The sequence below is a fragment of the Burkholderia sp. BCC1999 genome (genome assembly GCF_905339975.1).
In the GTDB taxonomy this organism is placed as follows: domain Bacteria; phylum Pseudomonadota; class Gammaproteobacteria; order Burkholderiales; family Burkholderiaceae; genus Burkholderia.
In genome coordinates, this window is record NZ_CAJPHP010000001.1 from 310,529 (window position 1) to 329,532 (window position 19,004).

Genomic DNA, 19,004 nt, shown 5'->3' on the forward strand with positions numbered 1-19,004 from the left:
TTGCAGGGTGTACCTGTTCAGCCCGCCCGGCCAGGATTCAATGGCGCCGAAAGCCGCGGCGCCCGTTTTTCATCCGGGTGAATCTCGCTTGCTTCCGGGCGCTGACTTTTTTAGTATGCAGAATGCTCAACCCGGCCCTTTTCGGCGGTTCAAGCTCGGTCTAAATCCACGAGGACGGACATGCAACAGCGGTCAGCGGCTCCTCTTTACGTCGTGCTGGTGGGCGTCGCCATTGCATGCGTATTGATGGGCTTGTGCACACTCCAGCTGCTACAGAGCCGTGACGACGCGCTCGATCGCGCGCGGGAGACGTCGCGTAACCTCGGCTTGATGGCCGAGCGCGACATCAAGCGCAATTTCGAACTCTACGACCTGTCGTTGCAGGCTGTGATTCAAGGGTTGCAGCGCCCGGACGTGATGGCGGCCGCCCCCTCGCTGCGCAACGGGGTGTTGTTCGATCATGCGATGACTGCCGAGTTTCTCGGCTCGATGCTGGTGCTGGATCGTGACGGCAACATCCAGCTGGACTCGGCCAACGATGTACCACGCAAAGGCAATTTTGCGGATCGCAAATACTTTACGATCCACCGCGACAATCCGAATATCGGGCTGTACGTCAGCGATCCGTTCGAGTCGCGATTGCGCGGCGGAATGCCCAGCATTGCGCTGACGCGCCGGATTTCCCAACCGGACGGCTCATTCGCCGGGGTTGCGTTGATTGCGATCAACCTTGAATACTTCCACAAGCTGTTCGCCGGCCTTGCGCTCGGGCCACATGGCTCGATGTCGCTGATCGGCAAAGACGGCATCATGTTCATGCGACAGCCGTTCGACCCGCACATCGTCGGTCGCGACATCGGCAAGGCCAGCACTTTCCAACGATTCCTTACGGCACCGGAGGGTTCGTTCTCGGAAACCGCAACGATTGACGGGGTGCGCCGGCTCTACTATTTCAGGAATCTGCCGAATCTTCCGCTGATCCTCATGGTCGCGGAAGCCGAACAGGATATCTACGCCGCGTGGCGGCATCGTGCGATCACCATCGGGACGCTGGTGGCCGCGTTCGGCGTCGGGTTTGTTGCACTGGCGGTCGTGCTCAGTGCGCAACTGCGTCGAAGGATGCGCGCGGAATCGGAGCTTGTTCTGCTGGCGCGCACCGACGGGTTGACCGGTCTCAACAACCGGCGCACGTTCGGTGAAATCCTCGATCGAGAGTGGCGCCGGGCGTGCAGGTCACGGAGTGTTTTCTCGCTGCTGTTCCTCGATGTCGACCGATTCAAGGCCTACAACGACACATACGGCCATCAGGCAGGCGACGATGCGCTTGCCGCGGTTGCACGGTGCATCGGCGAGAATATCCGCCGCCCCGGCGACGTCGCCGCACGATACGGTGGAGAGGAGTTTGTCGTGTTGTTGCCCGATACGCCGGCTGCAGGTGCGGAGCTGATCGCGGAAAAAATCCGTATGGCGATCAGCGACCTGGCCATCGAGCATGCATGCAGTGAATTTGGCCATGTGACTGCGAGCATCGGGCTGGCGAGCTGGACGTCGGAACAGGACGGCGACGCAGGTGGCGCGATCAAGGCCGCGGACGAGGCGCTCTATCGCGCGAAGGCGACCGGCCGGAACAAGATCGCCAAAGTTCAGCGTCCGGCTTGAATGCCGCGAATCTTGGGGGGGCAATGTCTGCCAATGTGGGCTGATACCGGGCCGTCGTAGCCGATATCGGAAGGAGGGCGGCGTGGGTTTGTGCACTTTGCCTTGGCCAATCGCCCTGTATCGCCGACCTCGATGTCGGCTCGCGGGCGACGACGCCTCGATTACCGTGCAGCAAACAGGAGAACTCGATGATCAAAGTCAGTGTCATGTACCCGTACGCCGCAGGCGCGCGATTCGATCATGCTTACTACCGTGAGCGGCATATGCCGATGGTGAAGCAGCGGCTCGGCGCCGCATGCCTGTACTACACGATTGACAAGGGCATCGCGGGCGGCGCTCCGGGCACTGATCCTGTTTACGTGGCCAGGTGCGACTTCGTCTGCACTTCCATCGAAGCTTTCCAGGCAGCCCGCGATCCGCATGCGCAGGAGATCATGGACGACATCGCCAATTACACGGATATACAACCCGTGCTGCAAATCAGTGAGGTGATCGTGGAGCGTTCGGAAGGCTGATCGAAGTTTGGATATTGGCAAGCACCGCATCCGCGTATGCACGTCGACGATCTCGCCACGGCTCACCTGAGCGCGGTCGAGCAGACAGCGGGGATGAGCGCATCGCCGGACGAATCTTCAACGTGGCTTTATGGATGGAAAGTTTCGCCCCGGTTCAGCATGTCGATGAATTCGCCGATTTTACGCACCCTTGTTTCCGGCTTTTTTGCATTCTGTATCCGAAACAGAATGGCGTAGCGGTTACGGCTGTTCAGTGTTGCAAAGAACTTCCTGGCTCCCGGATTGGCGTCCAGCGCAGCCTGCAGGTCGTCCGGCACGGTCGAGTTGCTGGCCGACGTATACGCGGCCTTCCAGCGGCCGTCCGTCCTGGCCTTCTCGATTTCCCCCATGCCGGACGGGCGCATTCTGCCTGCGGCGATCAGCGCTTCAGCTCTGTCTTTGTTGAGTTTGGACCAGATGCTTTTTGCCGTGCGCGGGGTGAAGCGTTGTAACCAGTATGTTTCGCTTTCGGCCCGCTTTTGACCGTCGATCCAGCCAAAGCAGAGCGCGCTTTCCAACGCTTGTTCGTAAGTGACGGTTTGCTGCCCGGTGCCTTTTTTCGCCAGACGCAGCCACGTTCCGGTCGAAGCGCTGCCGTTCTCGCCTAACCAGCTTTCCCACTCGGACTGACTGGAAAACGTTAGAGCGCAATCGGTCATGTGGCTATCCTGAATGGTTGAACATGGGCGGGGAGGGTGTCCGCAGTCCGACAGTGGCGATGCGGACACCAACGTACTCGGTGCGCTCAATACGCGAGCGCTTTACCGGAGGCATCCTTGATTTTCGTCTTCCACTGCGTGCGGATTTCAGTCACGACCGAATCGGGAAGTGTGATGTAGTCGAGGTCCGCGGCAGTCTGGTTGCCTGCGCGGAATGCCCAGTCGAAGAACTTCAGCGTTTCAGCACCTTGTGCCGGTTTCTCCTGCTTCGCGTGCAGCAGCACGAACGTCGCGCCGACGACCGGCCATGCGTCCTTGCCCGGCTGGTTCGTCAGGATCTGGTAGAACGACTTCGACCAGTTCGCGCCGGCAGCGGCGGCCTTGAACGTTTCCGTCTTCGGCTCGACCACGGTGCCCGTCGAGTTCTTCAGGGCCGTGTAGACCATGTTGTTCCGCTTCGCGTACGCCCATTCGACGTAGCCGATCGCGCCCGGCAGGCGTTGCACGAAGGCGGCGACGCCGTCGTTGCCCTTGCCGCCCGTGCCCGTCGGCCAGTTGACCGTTGTACCTTCGCCCACCTTCGACTTCCACTCGCCGTTGACCTTCGACAGGTAGTTCGTCCAGATGAAACTCGTGCCTGAGCCGTCAGCGCGGCGAACCACGGCGATGTCGGTATCCTGCAGTTTGACCTTCGGGTTCAGCGCGGCGATCGCCGGGTCGTTCCACTTCTTGATCTTGCCGAGGTAGATGTCGCCGAGCACCGGGCCCGACAGCGTCAGTTCACCGGCCTTCACGCCCGGCACGTTGACGACCGGCACCACGCCGCCGACCACCGTCGGGAACTGGAACAGGTCTTCCTTCGCGAGTTCGTCGTCCTTCAGCGGAGCGTCCGACCCGGCAAAATCGACCGTCTTCGCGACGATCTGCTTCAGGCCGCCAGACGAACCGATGCCCTGGTAGTTGACCTTGCCGCCGCCCGACTTCCGATAGGCATCCGCCCACTTCGTGTAAACCGGTGCGGCGAACGTGCTACCGGCCCCGGTGATGTCGGCAGCGTGAGCGGTGATGGCCACGACGGCCAGGGCGCAGGGAACCAGCATCCGGATGTTCATGAAACGCCTCCTGTCTGCTTTCGATTGCAATGAGCAACTGCTCGGATGCAGTTGCGGTCACGTCGAACTTCTCCAGAATGACATCCGCCGCAAGTCTGGTCGCGATGTCCCCACCCGGTCAGGGTCGCCCGCAAAGAACGGCAGGCCAGGATCGACCTGGACGATCGGATGGGTCATACCAATGGCGGAATCCGTCAGGACGGACGATAGGTAATCTCGCATCGAATGGTGATGGGAGTATTGCATCCGGATGCGAAAACTCAAGGAGCGCGTCGGCGTTCGATGCGCCGGTCATGGCTCGCGCCGCTTGCGGCAATGATGGCCAGTGCTCGATCGCCGGCGCGTCGGGTGGATGGCTTCAACCGCGAAGATGCGGCCTGACGACCAACCGTACGGTTCGCTTGACAAGCGGACTGAATCGGCAGCATGATTAACCAATCGGCTAATTAACCAATTGGAAAAGTAATTGGAAGCGGATCACCTCAGCGTCACATTTGCCGCGCTCGCCGATCCGACTCGACGTGCGATCCTCGCGCGGCTGGCACAAGGCGAGGCCACGGTCGGGGATCTCGCCGGTCCTTTTGACATGAGTGCGCCGGCCATCAGCAAGCACCTGCGCGTTCTCGCAAGGGCCGGCCTCATCACGCAAGGGCGCGACCGGCAGTTTCGTCCGTGCCGAATCGCGCCCGAGCCGCTCAAGGAGGCTGCCGACTGGGCGCTGCAGTACCGCGCTCTGTGGGAGCAGCGTCTCGACCAGCTCGACAGCTACCTGCAGCAATTGCAACAGAAGCCTGACAAGGACGCCGGCGAAAAGGCCGAGCCGAAAACCGCGTCCAGAGATTCCTCAACCCGAACCAGGAAGACTCGTCACCATGACTGACAAACTGTCCGCTCCCTTTGTCATCGAGCGCCGCTTCGCTGCACCGCGCGAACTCGTCTATGCCGCGCTGACGGAAGCTGAGCATTTGAGCAAGTGGATGAGCCCGCCTGGCATGGAAATATCCCATTGCACGGTGGACGCGCGTGTCGGCGGCGTCTTTCACTACGCGATGAAGCCGCAGGGCGCGCCCGACGCGCAGGCGATGTGGGGCAAATGGACGTTTCGCGAGTTGACGCCGCCCGAGCGCATTGTCGTCGTCGTGCAGTTCAGTGATGCGGACGGCGGTGTGACGCGGCATCCGATGGCGGAGCAATGGCCGCTCTATACGCTGTCGACAACCACGCTTGCGGAAATCGAGGGTGGCACGTCGATGCGCCTGGAGTGGCGCGCGCTGGACGCCAGCGAAGCCGAGGAAGCCATCTTCGACGCGTCGCACGCCAGCATGTCTCAAGGTTGGGGCGGCACGATGGACGCACTCGACAAGTACCTCGCGCAACAGCAAGCGGGGCACTGAGTCGGGGGATGCGAAACGAGGCACGTGCCGGACACACGCCGGCACGTGCCGGGCCGGTCCACCGGAAACCGACGCGCACGCGTCATGGCGCTCGGGTATGCTGCGTCACAGTTTGTCAGCCTGGCGAATACATCAAATACGATGATGCATGGCGCGGTCGATACCGCGCTTGCATCGCATCGTTCGCCGTACGACGCCACCTCCATTTCCGGAAAAAAGGACTCCCCATGGCAGAACTGGACAACGCACTTTACGAGCAGATCGGCGCGCTGAGCGAGGCGGGCGACGCGTTGGCGGAAGACGAGGACTACGAAGGCGCGCTCGCGAAATACTGGGAGGCGTTCGACCTGCTGCCCGAACCCAGGACCAACTGGGAAGCCGGCACCTGGCTCATGGCCGCGATCGGCGACGCGAATTTCTTTCAGGAAGACTACGCGGCCGGCAGCGACAATCTCGGCCACGCAATGCATTTCCCCAACGCGATCGGCAACCCGTTCCTGCACCTGCGGCTCGGTCAGTGCCAGTTCGAACTCGGCGATCTCGACCGCGCGGCGGACGAACTGATGCGCGCCTACATGGGTGGCGGGCCGGAGCTTTTCGAGGACGAGGACGACAAGTACCTGCGGTTCCTGGCCACGCGGGCGGACGGGATCCAGGCGCCCTGACGCGCAGGCGTTTTCTCCGCACGACGCGAGTCCCCGCCCATGAACCTGACCTTCGCCCCGACGACGCAATCCGACGCCGAAACCCTGGTCGCGATCCGCATCGCCGCGATGCGTGACAGCCTCGAGCGCATCGGTCGTTTCGATCCGCAGCGTGCGCGCAACCGGTTTCTCGCGTCGTTCGACCCGGCGTTATGCCGTTTCATCGAAGCCGATGGCGCCCGCGCGGGCTTTTACGTGATCCGGCCGAACGACGATCATTGGCTGCTCGACCACCTGTACATCGTGCCCGCGCATCAGGGAAAGGGGATCGGCGCGGCCGTGCTGCGTGAGATCTTCGCGCGGGCCGATGCGCAACGCATGATCGTCCGCGTCGGCGCGCTGCGCGGCAGCGCGTCGAACCGCTTCTACGAACGGCACGGCTTCGTGCGGAGCGACGAAGCGCAATGGGACATCTACTACGTGCGCGAGCCGGGTTCGGCAACCGTGTAGCGCCCGCCGGATGTACGCCGGTTGAAACCGGCACGCACGTATTAGCGTTTTCACCAATATGGAAAACGTGAGGCCGGCCGATGTTGCAGAGAGGATGTGAATAATTGATCCGAGGCCAATTATGACGACATCTGCAACAAACGGCGTGAATGCCATGTCATCCGAAATTCCCGACGCGACAGCGGCATCCGGCGATGCGGACCGCGCACCGTCGATCCTGCTGGTCGACGACGAGCCGAACGTGCTGTCGGCGCTCAGGCGCGTATTGCGACCCACCGGCTACGAGATCCTGACGGCCGACAGCGGCGAGGCCGCGCTCGGGATTCTGGCGTCGACGGAGATCGACCTGATCGTGTCCGACATGCGGATGCCGCACATGAGCGGCGCGGAATTCCTGGCGCGCGCACGGGCGCTGTACCCGGACACGATGCGCATCCTGCTGACCGGTTATGCGGAGATCGCGTCGGTCGTGCAGGCGGTCAACGAAGGCGGCGTGTATCGCTATCTGAACAAGCCGTGGGACGATCACGACCTGCTGCTGACCATCGAGCAGGCGCTGGAGCAGCGCCGTTTGCGCCGCGAAGCGGCCCGGCTGGCCGCGCTGACGGAAGCGCAGAACGAAGCGTTGCGCCTGTTCAACACGGAACTCGAAACGCAAGTGCGTGCGCGTACCGACGAGCTCGGCCAGACCGTGATGTTCCTGGAGGCCGCGCAACGCGACCTGAAGCGCAGTTTCACGGCGATGGTGCAGGTCTGCGCGAGCATGATCGAGCTTCGTTGCGGAGCGGCCAGCGGCCATGCGATGCGGGTCGGCGAGATCGCGCGCCGGCTCGCGCTCGCGGCGGAAATGAGCGAGCTGCACGCGCAGGACGTCTATTTCGCGGGGCTGCTGCACGGCATCGGCAAGCTGTCGCTGCCGGACGAATTGCTGCACAAGCCGCTCACGCGGATGACGACGGACGAGCACCGGCTGTTCCACGAACATCCGCTGCGTGCGCAGATGGTGCTGACGCCTGTCGCGCAATTGCACAAGGTCGCGTCGATCGTGCTGCATCAGTACGAGCGTTTCAACGGGCGCGGCACGCCGGACGGACTGATCGGCGACGCGATCCCGCTCGGCTCGCGGATCGTTGCGATCGCACGCGATTTCGAAGGGCTGCGTCACGGCGAGATCGGTGCGCCGCATTCGATCGAACAGGCGATCGACGTGCTGCGCTCGCAGGCCGGCGTGCGTTACGACCCGCAACTCGTCGGGCGCTTCACCGAGCTGATGCGGGATCCCGCGAGTCTCGGCATCGCGGCGTCCGTCGCCGAGATCCGGTCGGCGCAACTGCGCGAAGGGATGCGGCTCGCCGACGATCTGCGCACGCATCGCGGCGTGCTGCTGATGACGAAGGGCAGCGTGATGTCGGCGCACCAGATCGAACTCGTGCGGCGCTTCGAGACGCGGGAAGGGACCGCCTTCGACATCCTCGTGCTGGCCGGCCCGGCGGCGTCAACGCCGGTGCAGGCGCCCGCCGCAGGCGCACCGCCGGCCTGACGGTCGCGGTGCGCGATCGACCGTGCACCGCGACGCTGCCTTCCCCCTGCTTCGGGCGCCCGATCATGCATGGCACCTACAACATCCCACTCGTTCTGCTGTCGCTCGCGATCGCGACGCTGGCGTCCTATACGACGCTCGACCTTGCGGCGTTCATTTCGCTGCTCGACAACCCGAAGCTGAAGCGGGCATGGCTGGGCGGCGGCGCAGCGGCAATGGGCACCGGAATCTGGTCGATGCATTTCGTCGGGATGCTCGCGTTCTCGCTGCCGATCCCGCTCGGCTATGCATGGCAGGGCACGGGCATATCGCTGGCAATCGCCGTGCTGGTGTCGTATTTCGCGCTGAACGTCGTCACGCGCGCGCGGCTGGGCTGGCGGCGGCTGTGCGCGGGCGGCGTGCTGATGGGCGGCGGCATTGCCGGCATGCATTACACGGGCATGGCCGCGATGCACATGCAGCCGGGCATTCGTTACGATGCCGCGCTGTTTGCCGCATCGATCGGCATCGCGGTGATCGCATCGACGGCCGCGCTGTGGATTGCGCAGGCATTGCGCGTGCAGCAGGCACGCCATGCGGCCGCGCAACGCGTCGGTGCGGCCGTCATCATGGGCATGGCCATTACCGGCATGCACTACACGGCGATGGCGGCCGCGCATTTCGCGCCGGATGCACGGTGCGGCGCCGCGCAAGGCGTCGACGCACCGTGGCTCGCGACGACTGTCGCGCTGTTCACGATGGCGACGCTGGTGGTCACGCTGATGCTGTGCCGTTTCGATGCGCGCACCACTTTCCTGCGCGGCATGACCGACACGCTCGAACGGCTCGTGCGCTTGCGAACCGACGAACTCGAACGCGCACTGCGCCGCTACGAGCAGACGACGCAGATGCTGCAACGCACGCGCGAGAACATGGCGGCCGAGATCGATGAACGCAAGGCCGCGCACGCGCAACTCGAACAGGAAAAGGACGAACAGCGGCGCCTGCTGCATGTGCTCGAGGAAACGCACGAGCAGTTGCTGCAGTCGGAAAAGCTCGCGTCGATCGGCCAGCTCGCGGCCGGCGTCGCGCACGAGATCAACAATCCGATCGGCTTCGTCAGCGCGAACCTCAATACGTTGAAGACATGGGTGCGCAGCCTGCTCGATGTGGTCGCCGCACATGAAGCCGCACTGCCGCGGCACGACCCGGCCGCGCGCGATGCGTTGACCGAGGTGCGCCGCGCGGCGGATCTCGACTACGTCCGCGACGAGATCGTGACGCTGATCGACGAATCGATCGACGGTGCGCTGCGCGTGCGGCGCATCGTGCAGGACCTGCGCGATTTCTCGCGTCCGGCCAGCGACGAATGGCGCATCGTCGATCTGCATGCCGGCCTCGAGAGCACGCTCAACGTCGTCCACAACGAACTCAAGTACAAGGCCGACGTCGTGCGCGACTACGGCGATGTCCCGCACGTCGAATGCCTGCCGTCGCAACTGAACCAGGTATTCATGAACCTGCTGGTCAACGCGGCGCAGGCAATTCCCGAACATGGCGTGATCACGATTCGCACGTCGAGCGACGGCGACCAGGTGTCGATCGCGATCAGCGATACCGGCACGGGCATGGCGCCCGATATCGTGCGGCGGATCTTCGATCCGTTCTTCACGACGAAGCCGGTCGGGCAGGGCACGGGGCTCGGGCTGTCGGTATCGCACGGCATCGTCGAGCGCCATCGCGGCGCGATCGACGTGACCAGCGAGCCCGGGCGTGGCACGACCTTCCGCGTGCGGCTGCCGGTCCGGCGCGCAGGCGACCACGCGAACGCGGCCGCGCTCACGCAACGCGCATGACGACGCGGCTATCGCCGATCCAGCAGCGTATCGCTCAACACGCGGAACGCCGCGCCGGGCAGTTCGTCCAGGTGTTCGACCACGCTGCTGACCGGATAGAACGACTCGACCGAATCGTCGAGAATCCCGACGCCGATCAGCTCGACGCGTTGTTCGCGCAACGCATCGACGCGTGCGCGCAGGTCGGTGCGCAGGATCGCCGGGTTGCCGTCGCCGGTGGCCGGATAGCCGTCCGACAGCACCATCAGGATCCGCCGGCGCGCACGTTTCGACAGCAATCGTTCGGCTGCCCAGCTCAACGCCTCGCCGTCGGGATTCTCGTGGCCGCATTCGATGCACGCGAGGCCGCTCGGATTGTCGGAATCGAACCGCTTGTAGACGCGCAGATCGAGCCGCTCGACGAACCGGTTGTAGCCGAACGTGCTGCGGCCGTCGTCGATCCAGCGCTGGTAATGCGCACGCATCGCGGCATCCTCGACCGAGCTGTAGCCGAGCACTTCGCAGGCGAAGCCCAGCTGCATCAGCGCGTCGCACAGCGCAGTTGCGCAGAGTCCGGCGAGTTCGATTTTCTTGCCGGCCATCGAGCCGCTGCAGTCGATCAGCAGGCTGACGGCCGCGTCGCGTCCCGGTGCCGCGCGTTCGGTGCGGAACGGCGTGCGATAGCCGGGGGTGGTCGCCAGACGGGCGAGTGACGTCCGGTCGAGCGCGCCGCGTTCTTGTTCGCGCTTCCAGCGCGTCTGCTCGTCCACTTTCAACGCACGTTCGAGCCGGAGCTTGAGCGGTTCGGTCTGCGCGCGGGCCGCCGCGCGCAGACGATGCCAGCCGGCCGGTTCACCCTTGCCGGTGAAGTCCGTCACCGTGTCGAACGCGGTCGTCAGCGGGACGGAGAGCAGCGGCCGGTTGTCCGCGGACAGGCGGATCGTGCCGGGCGCGGTATCGCCGGGCGTGGGCGATTCGGTGGACGACGCGGTGTCCGCGATCGCACCGGCGCCTGATTCGGCCGCCACCGGCGCACGCGCATCGTCCGGCGCGCCCTGTCCGTCCGATTCGAATTCGGCGGCGATGGTCGTGCTGTCGATCGTGCTGCCCGGATCGGCCGTGAACATCATGTTGTTCGCCCCAGCCGATGCCAGCGCGCGCACCCGTTCGACGATCCGCTGCGCGGCGCGGATGCTGTCGGCCGTCGACGCCGACGCACGCGCTTCGTCGACGAGATCGTCGGACGCGGCCAGTGTGGCGTCGAGCGACGGAACGTGTTCCGTGGACGAAGTCGGTTCGCTCCACAGCGCGCGCTCGATGCGCCACAGCAGCCTGTCGCGCCACGCCATGCGCGGCCAGCGGCGCAGCGTGTCGGCGGCCGACACCGCCCGCATCCGGCCCAGGAATGCGTTCGCGCCGGGATAGATCGCGACGAGACAACCGGCTGCGCGGCGGTCGTCGATCGCTTGCGCAATGGCCCGTACGGCAGGCGACACCAGCGCGGCGACGTCGTCGAGCGCGCCAAAGCGCACCCGTGCCGCATGGAGGTCGACAAGGCCGGTGATCGCATCATCGTCGATCTCGCCGGCGAGCAGCGTGTCGGGCAACAGCAGCAGGTCGCGCTGCACGACCGGCCCGTGGCGCGCGAACCGCACCTCGATGCCGTGCCGTTGCGTGAGCGTCCGGGCCAGCCGCGTCAGATGCTGCGACCGCGCGTCGTCGTCCCGGTCCATCGCATCAGGCCTCGACGTCGATGTAGTGGCGGATGATGCTGCGGATCAGGTCGGCGTCTTCCGTGCTGACCTTCGCGTAGATGGTCGGGCCGGCGGCCGATTCGGGGTCGCCGGTGCGCAGCATCAGCTCGGCCCAGTCGAGCAGGCGGCGCGTCGAGAACGCGCTGGCCAGATCCTCGCGGACGAATGCGGCGCGGCAGTCGGCGGCGATCGACGCGAGCGTGCCGGCCATCGCCGCCGACATGGCCGCGCCGAAGGTCCGCTGCAGCACGTGCGCCTCGTCGGCCGGCGGCAGGTAGTCGAGGTGGTACACGCGCCAGCGATCGAGGAACGCCTCGTTCGTCACGTTGGCGCCCTGGTACAGGTGGCGGAACTGGCCCATTGCGCCCACCGCGTTGGCGGTCGCGAACAGCCGGAACGACGGATGCGGGACGACGATCTCGTTGCCTTTCTCCTTCAGCAGCAGGCGGCCGCCCGGTTCGAGCACGGCGGTCAGCACCGCGAGGATCGCCGGTTCCGCGAAGTCGATTTCGTCGACAATGAGCCACAGCCCTTCGCGCATCGCGGTCGGCAGTACGCCGTCGACCCAGATCGTCTCGCCGCCCTTGACGGTCCAGAAGCCGACGAAGTCGCCGACCGTCGTCTGCCCGTTCATGTTCGAGCGCAGCACGCCGTGGCCGGCTTGCGCGGCGGCCTGTTCGATGAGGCTCGTCTTGCCGGTGCCGGTATGGCCGATCAGCAGGATGCGGCGGTTTTCCAGGATGTCTTCGAGCACGTTCGTCGTGCGCGCGGTGAACAGGTAGGCCGGGTTCGGCGGCGGCACGAGCGGCCCGCCTGGGCCGCGCGGCATCGGCACGCCGCCCACCCGCACCTGATCGGCTACTTCGCTCGCCGCCGCCGGTCGCAACGCCTGCGCGCGGCGCAGGTCATGCATGAACCCGGCGCGATGGGCAGGAGCCGCGCGGTCGCCGGTTTCGCGCTGGACGAAGCCTTCCTGAATCCACTTGTGCAGCTTTGCGTCGAGATTGTCTGCATCGACGACCGTGTCGACCGACGTGCTGCCGTCGGGCCGGTGATGCTGGATCCGGTACATGTGCGCGCGTTCGGAGCGGCTGACGACCCATTGTCCGGCGGACGGGTCGGCCAGTTGCCGATAGACGCCGAGTACCGACGGGGAGGAGGAGGGGGCAGCGGGTGCGATCATGGTGGCAGACGAGATTGGGCGGCCGGCGCTTCATGTCTTCGATGCATCGCGTCGATTGTATAGTTTTGCTGCGTCGGGCGACATGGGCGGGGGAATCGTCCTGCCGCGATGCAGTGTGGCGCATACGGCTGACGCCACGGGTCGTGCGCCGCAGCATGACTGCTCGGCACCTCGCCATGCCTTGATCAACCGGGCGGAATTTCAGTAACGTAGCAGGCTTGATCGCCCGGCTTCCATCGCACGTCCCCGTGCGGCCCGGCATTGCCATCAATCGTGCGCCGGTCGTTGAAGCCGGCGAAGGAGTGTGGAACGTGACGGTGACAGGAGTCGACGAACGGGTGATACGCCGTGCCAGCGCACTTGATGTGCCGGCGGTGCTGGGGATCTTCGACGAGGTGATCGCGTGGTTCGTCGCCATCGGCAACGAGGGGCAATGGGGCCGCGAGCCCTGGTCGACGTCGCCGAAGCGGATTGCGCTCGTGACCGAAGCCTGTGCGCTGCCCGAGGCGTGGGTGGCGGAAGGGCCGGACGGCCGCATTCTGGGCGCGTTGATCCTGGGCGAGTCCATGCCTTACGTGCCTGCCGCCACCGAGCCGGAAATCTACGTGAGAGTGCTGGTGGCGGGGCGTGATGCCCAGGCGCGCGGTGTCGGCCGGCGCCTGATGGCCTTCGCGGACGAGCGCGCCCGGGCTGCCGGGGTGGCGCGCCTGCGCGTGGACTGCTACGGCGGCGGGACGGGGGCGCTGGTGCGTTTTTACGAGTCCTGCGGGTATGAGCGTATTTCAACCTTCGACGTGGAGGGTTGGCCGGGGCAATTGCTGGGGCGTAGTTTGTGACGGCGCGTGTCCCGGATGCGGCCACGGCGAGTTCCCACCCCATCAGGGAGGCCGCGAAGGGCTTTGTGATTCGCAGCAACTGAATCCTGCTGTTTGGCGCGATGAAGCTCCAGCAGGATGGGGCGGACAAGTGGGGCGCACGTGCCGAACGACCGTGTCGAGTCATGAACGGCCGTCAATGCGTCTAGCGGACAAAGCGTTCGAACCATGAGGTCCGCCAATTTGGAGAACCAGAAAGTATGCCCACTTTGGAAATTGCGGAGATCTGTTACGAGCACGGCGGAGTCAAATATCGTTACTCTCGATATCTGGCTTCTGATGGCAGCCGGTGGATCAGGCACGGGCCATTTGTCGCATACGGGGAGGATGGCACCATAGTTTCAGAAGGGAGCTATGACCATGGCCTCGAACATGGCCCATGGAAAGACTTCCATCCGAACGGCCGTATTGCCGCGTCCGGTCACTATGATCGGGGAAATGAGGTTGGAACCTGGATGTACTGGGATGCGGATGGTACGCCCGAAATATAGAGCGCGTCTCCGAAGCGAATAGGCGCTCCGGGTCGAGAACCGTCGACCTGCAACCGCGCGAGAACGGAGCGAGGGAATGGCCAGATCCCAGTTCGGACATCCTGCCTATTCACGGTCGTACTCGATGCGTATCGACACGTCGACATGCAGCCCGGACGAGGGCGCCCGCCGTATCCGCGCCCACATCGGCGAGCGAGGCGCGTGATTGCGCGTGAAGTGTCTCACGGATGCGCCCAGGCAACGCAGCACCATTCCTGAAAACCCGGCGAATGTATCAGGGCACCTTTCCGGTCGAAGGCTCCGGATAAGGAGAAGGCGCCGCACCCAGCGTCGACCGCACAACACCACCTTGTCCGGCCGAAAATCCCGCGTGTTCCGCCAAACCGTGCACCGCCGGCAACGCAACCCGCACATAAAGAAACGCCCGCCTTTCGCGATCGGGCAGCACTTGCGGCCCGTAACTGAGCGTGACCGCGCCATCGTCGATCTCGCCGGCCTGCGCGAAGCGCCACGCGCGCGGATCGCTGTCGAGCAGGAATTCGGCGCGTGCATACGCGTGCGGCTCGAACAGCTCGGGGATCGCCACCGTCCGCCCGTCGAGCTTGTCGAGCAACGCCTCGACGACGTTGAAGCCATACCCGTCACGCACGATGTCGCAGATGAAGCTGCCCGCGATGCGCGGATTCAGTTCGATGACGTGCGGCACGCCGTCGTGCACGATGCAGTCGAGGTGCACGGGCCCCCACGTCAGCCCGGCAGCCGCGGTCGCGCGCGTGCCGACCTCGATCAGCGCGCGCAGCGTGTCGGCATCGAGATCGAGTTCGGACGTATAGCCGCGCTCGAGAAAACCGGCGCCATGCCGCTTCAGCTTGCGCAGCGCGCCGACATAGCGGCCGTCGAAATATTCGACGCAGTATTCGCTGCCGCTCAGGAATTCCTCGATGACGATACGTTCGGTCGCGAGCGCCTGCGCATCGGTTTGCGCGGCGGCAAGCGCATCGAGCTGCGCTCGCACACCGGCGATGTCCTCGCAGCGCCGCACGCCGTCGCTCGCCGATCCTTCCGACGGCTTGACGACGACCGGAAAGCGCAGCGGGTCGGCTGCGGCCGCGAGCGCCGCCGGCGCGGCCAGCGTGCCCGTGACGAACTGCGCGGCCGGGATGCCGTGTGCGGCAAGCAGCGCCTTCTGGTTCGATTTCGACACGGCGTGCGCGACGTGCCGCGCATCGGGGCCGGGCAGGCCGAGCGCGTCGGCGACCCACGCGGCGGTGCGCGCGTAAGTGTCGTGTGCGGTCGTCACGCGTAGCGTGTCGAGCTCGTCCGCAAAACGCGTGCGCAGCCAGCCGGCGAGCTGGCCGGCGTCGGGTTCGAGGTTCACCGTCTCGACGGCGTCGGGAAACACGCCGTCGAGACGGTGGCCGGGCGCGGTGATGACGGTCACGGCCAACTGGCGTGTCAGCGCGGCACGAACCAGCGCGACACTGCTGCCGGTGGCGCGCGCGCCGATCACGATGAGTCGCTTCATGTCGGATCCTTGATCGGGAGCGGAGGAGGGGGTTAGCGCGTGCGCCGGCGCAGGCGTTGCGCTTCGAGGCGCGGCAGCAGGTGCTGGATGACGCGCGGCAGCGTATAGATCGGCAGCTGCGCGCACGTGAACACGAGCGCCATAGTTGGCGTCGCGGCCAGCCCGAGCGCGGCCCACATCAGGCCGACGTTGCGATTGGCGACGATCAGCGCCACGTTGAGCCGCGTGCGAACGTCGCCGGGCGTCAGCCCGTAAGCGAGGATCTGGAAGCCGGCATTCACGGCGAACGCGAGCGCGATCGCGGTCAATGCACGGTGCGGCGCGTCGATGATCGATTGCTGCATGCCGGCCATGGTGCCGAGCGCGAACACCAGCAGCGCGACGACGACGATCGCGTCGATCGGCGTCGCATAGCGGTCGAGCCGCGAACCGGCAAACCGCCGCACGAGTAGCGCGACACCTTCGGCGCTGCCGATCAGCAGCGCCAGCCGCAACGCGAGACTCAACGGCGAGATCGACACGGCGGCATCGTGGCTGAACCAGGCCGTCAGCAGCGGCGCGGTGAGCGGCACGAACACCATCGACGCGAGCGTCGCGACGAGCGCGACACTGGCGTCGAGCGACAGCATTCGTGCGATCGTCGACGTGCCGCTCGACGGCGGCGCGCAGTACGCGATCACCAGTGCGACGACCCAGTCGTACGGCATGCCGGCGAGGCGCGCGGCGATGCCGAGCGCGACCGGGCACGCGATCATCGTCACGGCGGGCAGCAGCAATGACACGGCCGGCCGACGCGCGACCGCGCGCACGGCGCTGGGTTCGACGCGCAACAGCGTACCGAGCACGAACAGGAACACGGTGACGGGCATCAGCGGCCGCGCGAGGTCCGCAAGCGGCGGCACCAGCAGCCCGAGGACGACGCCGCACGCGAGCACGGTCGGCCCGCGCCGCACGGTCGCCGCGATCAGTGCGCGCACGGGCGAACCTCGGGCCGGCGGCGAACGGAGGTGAAGCCGGAGCAGACAGCGGATGGCATGCGGATTCCTGGGAAGGGGGCGGCCGGCACCGAATATCCGCTAGGCTAATCCGGATGATGGGCGAAGTAAAATGATATAAACTGGATCAGTAACAAGAAAAAGTGATATGAATATTCCTCTGCTCGAAACCTTTCGTGCCGTCGTGCAGGAAGGCAGCGCGTTGCGCGCGGCGGATCGGCTCGGCTGCACGCAATCGAACGTCACCGCGCGGCTGCGCCAGCTCGAAGAGTCGCTCGACGCGCCGCTGTTCGACCGGCACGGCAAGCGGCTGGTGCTGAACGATGCGGGGCGCCGGCTGATTCCGTATTGCGACCGCATCCTGCGCCTCGTCGACGAAGCGACGCAGGTGGTGCGCGAGACGCCGGTCGCGCGCAGCTTCCGGCTCGGTTCGATGGAAAGCACGGCGGCCACGCGGCTGCCGGCGCTGGCCGCCGCGTTGAAGGAGCGCGAGCCGGCGCTCGGTCTCGCCGTGCAGATCGGCAGCGAGCCGGACCTGGCCGATGCGCTGCTGCGCGGCCGGATCGATGCCGCGCTCACCGCTCGCGCGGTGGTGCGGCCCGGGTTGCGTTACGAGCCCGCGTTCGCCGAGGACATGGTGCTGGTCAGCGCGGCCACGATTACGCGCCGGCAACTGCTGGCCGACAACACGGTGCGGCTGCTCGCGTTTCACGACGGCTGCCCGTACCGCGCGGTCGCGGAGCACTGGCTGAAGGCACGCGGCGTCGCGATCGAATCGGTGTCGTCGTTCGGCACGTTCGGCGCGATCCTCGGCTGCGTGGCGGCCGGAATGGGTGTCGCGATCCTGCCGAAGCGGATCACGACCGAGCACGTCGCGCGCAAGGAGTTGCGCGCGCATGCATTCGACGATCTCGACAGCGTGACGACCTACCTCGTCACGCCCGATGAAGCGCCCGCGCTGCCCGAACTCGATGCGTTGCGCGCCGTGCTTGGCCGGCAGGCGGGCGCGCTGCTCGCGCGCTAGGCCGGCGCGACCGCGCGTTCGTCCGCGAAGAAATCGGCCTCGATCTCGCGGATGCGCCGGCAATCCTCGAGCAGCCGCTCGAACGTCGGGCTGTAGAGGCCGACCGTGCCGAGCGCCGTCTGCAGGTCGGTGGTCACGCGCAGCGTGTCGCCCACCTTGATCCATTGCTTGAGGCCGACGAACGACGGCAGCGCCTGGATCGCCTGCCACGTGAAGTCCTGCCGCAGCACGCCGTTACGCGATGACAGCAGCAGCACATGCCCGCAGTAGCCGCGGAAATCCGTCGGTGCGGCCGTTTCGCCGAACAGCCGCTCCGGATGCAGCACGGCTTCGACGGCGGCCGACACGTGATTCTCGCCGCTGACCGCGCTCGTCAGCCGCGGGTCGAGACTGCCGTGCAGCCGCGCGTTCAGCTCGACGATCGTCGGGCCGTCGGCCGTATCGAACAGCTCGAGATGTGTTGGCCCGAAGCGCACGTCGAGCGCGTCGAGCACGTCGGCCGCGTAGTCGAGCAGCGGTGCGTAGCGCGGGTCCGCATGATTCAGCACCAACATTTTGTCGAGCCGCGGCGCGTGCGTGCGGTCGCGATGCACTTCCCACAGGCTGACCACGCGATGGCGGCCCTCGAACGATACCGAGTCGACGATGTATTCCTGCCCCTCGGAATAGCTCTGGATCACGATGTCGTCGTTCGGCTGGTTGTACAGCGAACGGGTGGCCAGCACGTCGCGCGCGGCGTCCTCGACCTGCGCGAGCGTCCGGCAGATCTTTACGCCGGCGACACCTGCGCTGCGCGCCGGCTTCACGACGAGCGGCAGGGTGCCTTGCGCGCGTGCCCATTCGAGCGCTTCATCGACCGACGTACTGTGGAAGTGCACCGGTGCGCGCAGGCCGGCCTGACGGATGCGCTCGTTCATCGCGAACTTGTCGCGCCGAGCGGCCGAGGTCGCGAGGGGGTTGCGACAAGGCACGTCGAGCCGCTCGGCCAGCGTGTCGGCCAGCTCCAGCGCCGCGTCGAGGCCGTGCAGCACCGCGCCGATCCGCAGGTCGCCCAGCTGCGCGAGCGTCGCGTCGATGTCGCCGCGATGCTGGACCTGGCGGATGTAGTCGGACGGCACGAACTGGTTCCGGTAGATTTCCGGCAGATCGGGATCGCTGATCACGTGTGCGCACCGGATGCCGTACGCGCGAAACGCGGGCGCCAGGTAGGCGGCTGTCGACGCGCCGTCGACGATCAGGACGGTATCGATGAAGCGATGCTGCATGGATTC

The 19,004-nt window shown here is 65.8% G+C and carries 18 protein-coding genes and 1 pseudogene; 12 read left to right on the top strand and 7 right to left on the bottom strand.

Annotated elements, in window-relative coordinates; all coding sequences use genetic code 11:
* Positions 1-180: 180 nt before the first annotated feature.
* Both U5809_RS01375 and U5809_RS01380 read left to right on the top strand, forming a co-directional pair.
* Positions 181-1,659, top strand: a complete 1,479-nt coding sequence (locus U5809_RS01375; protein WP_322085161.1) for a sensor domain-containing diguanylate cyclase — start codon at positions 181-183, stop codon at positions 1,657-1,659.
* A gap of 188 nt (positions 1,660-1,847) precedes the next feature.
* Positions 1,848-2,174 (top strand): EthD family reductase, encoded by a 327-nt coding sequence (locus tag U5809_RS01380; RefSeq protein ID WP_322085162.1) that lies wholly within the window; start codon positions 1,848-1,850, stop codon positions 2,172-2,174.
* A gap of 128 nt (positions 2,175-2,302) precedes the next feature.
* On the opposite strand, the gene U5809_RS01385 is transcribed toward U5809_RS01380, so the two are convergent.
* On the bottom strand, positions 2,303-2,872 hold the full coding sequence (locus tag U5809_RS01385) for a YdeI/OmpD-associated family protein (protein WP_322085163.1): 570 nt from the start codon (positions 2,870-2,872) through the stop codon (positions 2,303-2,305).
* Between the two features lie 86 nt (positions 2,873-2,958).
* Positions 2,959-3,984, bottom strand: a complete 1,026-nt coding sequence (pstS, locus tag U5809_RS01390; protein WP_322085164.1) for a phosphate ABC transporter substrate-binding protein PstS — start codon at positions 3,982-3,984, stop codon at positions 2,959-2,961.
* A gap of 466 nt (positions 3,985-4,450) precedes the next feature.
* On the opposite strand from pstS, the gene U5809_RS01395 reads away from it, so the two are divergent.
* The 6 genes from U5809_RS01395 (at position 4,451) to U5809_RS01420 (ending at position 9,907) form a co-directional block, all read left to right on the top strand.
* The gene (locus U5809_RS01395) at positions 4,451-4,864 is read left to right on the top strand and encodes a metalloregulator ArsR/SmtB family transcription factor (protein WP_322085165.1); all 414 of its coding nucleotides are present in this window, start codon (positions 4,451-4,453) and stop codon (positions 4,862-4,864) included.
* Positions 4,857-5,378 (top strand): SRPBCC domain-containing protein, encoded by a 522-nt coding sequence (locus U5809_RS01400; RefSeq protein WP_322085166.1) that lies wholly within the window; start codon positions 4,857-4,859, stop codon positions 5,376-5,378. The genes U5809_RS01395 and U5809_RS01400 overlap by 8 nt, the downstream gene beginning before the upstream one ends.
* 227 nt (positions 5,379-5,605) lie before the next feature.
* Positions 5,606-6,043: a tetratricopeptide repeat protein gene (locus tag U5809_RS01405; RefSeq protein WP_282511748.1), complete on the top strand. Its 438-nt coding sequence runs from the start codon at positions 5,606-5,608 to the stop codon at positions 6,041-6,043.
* Positions 6,044-6,082: 39 nt separating this feature from the next.
* Positions 6,083-6,532: a GNAT family N-acetyltransferase gene (locus U5809_RS01410; protein ID WP_322085167.1), complete on the top strand. Its 450-nt coding sequence runs from the start codon at positions 6,083-6,085 to the stop codon at positions 6,530-6,532.
* Between the two features lie 121 nt (positions 6,533-6,653).
* Positions 6,654-8,072 (top strand): HD domain-containing phosphohydrolase, encoded by a 1,419-nt coding sequence (locus U5809_RS01415; RefSeq protein ID WP_322085168.1) that lies wholly within the window; start codon positions 6,654-6,656, stop codon positions 8,070-8,072.
* Positions 8,073-8,137: 65 nt separating this feature from the next.
* Positions 8,138-9,907: a histidine kinase gene (locus tag U5809_RS01420; protein ID WP_322085169.1), complete on the top strand. Its 1,770-nt coding sequence runs from the start codon at positions 8,138-8,140 to the stop codon at positions 9,905-9,907.
* An 8-nt stretch (positions 9,908-9,915) separates the two neighbouring features.
* On the opposite strand, the gene U5809_RS01425 is transcribed toward U5809_RS01420, so the two are convergent.
* Both U5809_RS01425 and U5809_RS01430 read right to left on the bottom strand, forming a co-directional pair.
* A complete protein-coding gene (locus U5809_RS01425) occupies positions 9,916-11,619 on the bottom strand; it encodes a cobaltochelatase CobT-related protein (RefSeq protein ID WP_322085170.1) in 1,704 nt (567 codons plus the stop codon).
* A gap of 4 nt (positions 11,620-11,623) precedes the next feature.
* Positions 11,624-12,823, bottom strand: coding sequence for an AAA family ATPase (locus U5809_RS01430; protein ID WP_322085171.1), 1,200 nt, complete (start codon positions 12,821-12,823; stop codon positions 11,624-11,626).
* Positions 12,824-13,134: 311 nt separating this feature from the next.
* Here U5809_RS01430 and U5809_RS01435 point away from each other — a divergent pair, with 311 nt between their 5' ends.
* From U5809_RS01435 to U5809_RS34655, 3 genes and pseudogenes are all read left to right on the top strand, one after another.
* Positions 13,135-13,659: a GNAT family N-acetyltransferase gene (locus U5809_RS01435; RefSeq protein ID WP_415877924.1), complete on the top strand. Its 525-nt coding sequence runs from the start codon at positions 13,135-13,137 to the stop codon at positions 13,657-13,659.
* Between the two features lie 239 nt (positions 13,660-13,898).
* On the top strand, positions 13,899-14,189 hold the full coding sequence (locus U5809_RS34650) for a toxin-antitoxin system YwqK family antitoxin (protein ID WP_415877920.1): 291 nt from the start codon (positions 13,899-13,901) through the stop codon (positions 14,187-14,189).
* Positions 14,190-14,232: 43 nt separating this feature from the next.
* Positions 14,233-14,394: pseudogene (locus U5809_RS34655) on the top strand (hypothetical protein); the annotation flags it as partial.
* Between the two features lie 69 nt (positions 14,395-14,463).
* Here U5809_RS34655 and U5809_RS01440 read toward each other — a convergent pair.
* Together U5809_RS01440 and U5809_RS01445 are read right to left on the bottom strand one after the other, a co-directional pair.
* Entirely contained in the window at positions 14,464-15,714 is a 1,251-nt protein-coding gene (locus U5809_RS01440) for an ATP-grasp domain-containing protein (RefSeq protein WP_322085173.1), read from the bottom strand.
* Between the two features lie 32 nt (positions 15,715-15,746).
* Complete coding sequence (locus U5809_RS01445; RefSeq protein WP_322085174.1) at positions 15,747-16,691, bottom strand: hypothetical protein; 945 nt, start codon at positions 16,689-16,691, stop codon at positions 15,747-15,749.
* 166 nt (positions 16,692-16,857) lie between these two features.
* Between U5809_RS01445 and U5809_RS01450 the strand changes: the two genes are divergently transcribed.
* Positions 16,858-17,733: a LysR family transcriptional regulator gene (locus U5809_RS01450; RefSeq protein WP_322085175.1), complete on the top strand. Its 876-nt coding sequence runs from the start codon at positions 16,858-16,860 to the stop codon at positions 17,731-17,733.
* On the opposite strand, the gene U5809_RS01455 is transcribed toward U5809_RS01450, so the two are convergent.
* Complete coding sequence (locus tag U5809_RS01455) at positions 17,730-18,998, bottom strand: ATP-grasp domain-containing protein (RefSeq protein ID WP_322085176.1); 1,269 nt, start codon at positions 18,996-18,998, stop codon at positions 17,730-17,732. The genes U5809_RS01450 and U5809_RS01455 overlap by 4 nt on opposite strands.
* Positions 18,999-19,004 lie beyond the last annotated feature (6 nt).

Bases quoted from the DNA above. Each gene is read 5' to 3' on its own strand.
- U5809_RS01425 (WP_322085170.1), bottom strand. From the start codon at position 11,619: ATGGACCGGGACGACGACGCGCGGTCGCAGCATCTGACGCGGCTGGCC.
- U5809_RS01380 (WP_322085162.1), top strand. From the start codon at position 1,848: ATGATCAAAGTCAGTGTCATGTACCCGTACGCCGCAGGCGCGCGATTC.
- U5809_RS01375 (WP_322085161.1), top strand. From the start codon at position 181: ATGCAACAGCGGTCAGCGGCTCCTCTTTACGTCGTGCTGGTGGGCGTC.
- U5809_RS34650 (WP_415877920.1), top strand. From the start codon at position 13,899: ATGCCCACTTTGGAAATTGCGGAGATCTGTTACGAGCACGGCGGAGTC.
- U5809_RS01420 (WP_322085169.1), top strand. From the start codon at position 8,138: ATGCATGGCACCTACAACATCCCACTCGTTCTGCTGTCGCTCGCGATC.
- U5809_RS01430 (WP_322085171.1), bottom strand. From the start codon at position 12,823: ATGATCGCACCCGCTGCCCCCTCCTCCTCCCCGTCGGTACTCGGCGTC.
- U5809_RS01440 (WP_322085173.1), bottom strand. From the start codon at position 15,714: ATGAAGCGACTCATCGTGATCGGCGCGCGCGCCACCGGCAGCAGTGTC.
- U5809_RS01410 (WP_322085167.1), top strand. From the start codon at position 6,083: ATGAACCTGACCTTCGCCCCGACGACGCAATCCGACGCCGAAACCCTG.
- U5809_RS01400 (WP_322085166.1), top strand. From the start codon at position 4,857: ATGACTGACAAACTGTCCGCTCCCTTTGTCATCGAGCGCCGCTTCGCT.
- U5809_RS01405 (WP_282511748.1), top strand. From the start codon at position 5,606: ATGGCAGAACTGGACAACGCACTTTACGAGCAGATCGGCGCGCTGAGC.
- U5809_RS01415 (WP_322085168.1), top strand. From the start codon at position 6,654: ATGACGACATCTGCAACAAACGGCGTGAATGCCATGTCATCCGAAATT.
- U5809_RS01455 (WP_322085176.1), bottom strand. From the start codon at position 18,998: ATGCAGCATCGCTTCATCGATACCGTCCTGATCGTCGACGGCGCGTCG.
- U5809_RS01385 (WP_322085163.1), bottom strand. From the start codon at position 2,872: ATGACCGATTGCGCTCTAACGTTTTCCAGTCAGTCCGAGTGGGAAAGC.
- pstS (WP_322085164.1), bottom strand. From the start codon at position 3,984: ATGAACATCCGGATGCTGGTTCCCTGCGCCCTGGCCGTCGTGGCCATC.
- U5809_RS01450 (WP_322085175.1), top strand. From the start codon at position 16,858: ATGAATATTCCTCTGCTCGAAACCTTTCGTGCCGTCGTGCAGGAAGGC.